Origin of the sequence: Streptomyces prasinopilosus (genome assembly GCF_001419695.1) — a bacterium.
Taxonomy (GTDB): domain Bacteria; phylum Actinomycetota; class Actinomycetes; order Streptomycetales; family Streptomycetaceae; genus Streptomyces; species Streptomyces prasinopilosus.
On record NZ_LIRG01000978.1, the window covers coordinates 1 to 2,077 of the forward strand.

Here is a 2,077-nt window from a genome sequence, read left to right on the forward strand (position 1 = left end):
GAGGTCGAGGCCGGCCTCGAACGCGAGTGGGTGCGCCGCTGCCTGGACCGGCTCACGGCGCTGCAGCGGCAGTCGGTCACCCTCGCCTACTACGACGGCTACACCTACCGCGAAGTGGCCGAACGGCTCTCCCTGCCGCTCGGCACGGTCAAGACGCGCATGCGCGACGGGCTGACCCGGCTGCGCCACTGCCTGGGAGGCGCCGCATGAACTTCCCGGACCGGCTGACGGGCCGCGGAGGCCGCGCGGACCGCCACTCGCTGGCAGCCCCCTACGCGCTCGACGCGCTCGAACCCACCGAACGCGTCCGCTTCGAGAGGCACCTGACGGGCTGCCGCCGCTGCACCGCAGAGGTGCGCCTCCTCGCCGAGGACGCCGTCCGCCTCGCCTGGTCCACGGCCGCCCCCGCGCCTCCCGCCCTGCGCGACCGGGTCATGGCCGCCGTACGGACCACCCCGCAGGACCCCGCCCCCGGGCCTCGGGGACGGAGGCGGGCGCGCGCACCGCGGCTCCCGTCCCACGTACGGGGGACCGGACCCGTGCCGCGGGCCGGCGGGCGGCGCCGGACACCGCTGTTCGCGCCCTTCGCGACGGCCACCACCGCCGCCGCCCTCGTCGTCGCCGCCCTGCTCGCCGTCCAGACGGACCGGGCCCAGGACCGACTGGCCGCCGAACGGGACCGCGCACGTGAGATCGCCCACGTTCTCGCCGCCCCGGACGCCCGTGCGAGCAGCGGCCGCGACGCGCGGGGCGGCACGATCGGAGTGATCACTTCCGCGTCGGGGCGGAGCGCCGTCGTCACCCTCGGCGGATACGGCAACCCGCCGAACGGACGTGTGCGTCAGCTCTGGCTCATGCGTCCCGGCACGCCACCGCGCTCCCTCGGGCTCTTCGAGGGCGACGCGCCCCTCGTCGCCTCCGGCCTCGACCCCTCCGCGACGTCACTCGCCGTGACCGTCGAGCCGGACGGGGGATCGCCGCGGCCCACAACCCGGCCGGTCGTCCAACTCGCCCTGAAAGGGGCCGGATTCGGAGAGTAATCATCGAGTGTTCGTCAACCCCCTTACGGGGTAGGTGAATCCCGCGACCGAGATACGCGGGTGCCCGGACGGGGCGATAGGGTTAACCTGCCCGGGCCGGGCGGACTCGTACGGGTGGGGAGTGACATGGAACAGATAACGATGCGCAGCAGGGCCAGGGTCCCTGCGATCACCTGCGGGAGCAGCGCGACCAGTACACGCCTGGACCGCCACCTCTCGGTGCTGGCGGGACCCGCCGTCCCGCAGCGCGAGGCGGCCGAGGCGACCTCGCTGATGCGCGAACTGACGGCACGTGACCGGCACGACCGCGGAGCCAGGGGCTCACGGGCGCGGACGAGCCGCGTCTCGCTCTTCGCCCCGCTGCGCAGACTGCGCCGCTCGCTCCTCGGCGACCGCTAGGGCCTGCCGCCCGGACGGCCCCACCGTCCCGGCGCGGCGCACCGCGCACGTACCGCCCGTCCCTCCCCGTGGCGCGCGGTACCGCACCCTCGGTGCGCTCCGGCACGGGCCCGTCGCCCTCCTCCGGCACCCCTGGTGCTCCGTTCCCGGTCACGTCCCTTCCGGCGCCACGCTCCACCCGGCAGCGCTTCCGGGGCGTGCGGACTCCCGCCGTCCTGCTCCGACCTCGCCGTTCCCGGGTGCCGCCGTGCCCGCCGCCCCGGCCCGGAGCCGGGGCGCGCCGCGTCAGATCAGCGCGAGCTGGCCCTCCGGCCCCTCCTCGTGCGCGTCCAGCACCGAGGCGGGCCCGTACGCCGACCGCGGTGCGGGGAGGACGCCCGCCCGGCGCAACTCCGCCGGCGTGATCGGATCGGCCGTCGCACGGTCCGCCGACACGGCCTGACGCGGGCGCAGTCCGGCGAGCAGGGTGAGGACCGTGATCAGCTCCAGGAGCTCCGACGTCCAGGTCTGCGGCCAGCCGGCCGGCCGGATCGCCTCCAGCGTCCCCGGCTCGGCCTCCTCCGTGCGGGCCGCGCACCACCGCTCCAGCACCGGGACCCCCGCCACCTCGTAGTCCCAGGCCGCGGGCGGCACCGGCG

General features: G+C 76.3%; 3 protein-coding genes and 1 pseudogene. 3 read left to right on the top strand and 1 reads right to left on the bottom strand.

Annotation, left to right across the window (positions count from 1 at the left end):
• From AOK18_RS29260 to AOK18_RS29270, 3 genes are all read left to right on the top strand, one after another.
• On the top strand, window positions 1–210 hold a 210-nt coding region (locus AOK18_RS29260; protein WP_276205379.1), incomplete at its 5' end, for a sigma factor-like helix-turn-helix DNA-binding protein.
• Window positions 207–1,040 (top strand): anti-sigma factor, encoded by an 834-nt coding sequence (locus tag AOK18_RS29265; RefSeq protein WP_055696267.1) that lies wholly within the window; start codon window positions 207–209, stop codon window positions 1,038–1,040. The genes AOK18_RS29260 and AOK18_RS29265, both read left to right, overlap by 4 nt.
• A gap of 126 nt (window positions 1,041–1,166) precedes the next feature.
• Entirely contained in the window at window positions 1,167–1,439 is a 273-nt protein-coding gene (locus tag AOK18_RS29270) for a hypothetical protein (RefSeq protein ID WP_074994882.1), read from the top strand.
• Between the two features lie 285 nt (window positions 1,440–1,724).
• On the opposite strand, the pseudogene AOK18_RS29275 reads toward AOK18_RS29270, so the two are convergent.
• Window positions 1,725–2,077, bottom strand: a pseudogene (locus AOK18_RS29275) (type ISP restriction/modification enzyme); the annotation flags it as partial.

Excerpts from the sequence above, each read along its gene's own strand:
- AOK18_RS29265 (WP_055696267.1), top strand. The coding sequence starts at position 207 with ATGAACTTCCCGGACCGGCTGACGGGCCGCGGAGGCCGCGCGGACCGC.
- AOK18_RS29270 (WP_074994882.1), top strand. The coding sequence starts at position 1,167 with ATGGAACAGATAACGATGCGCAGCAGGGCCAGGGTCCCTGCGATCACC.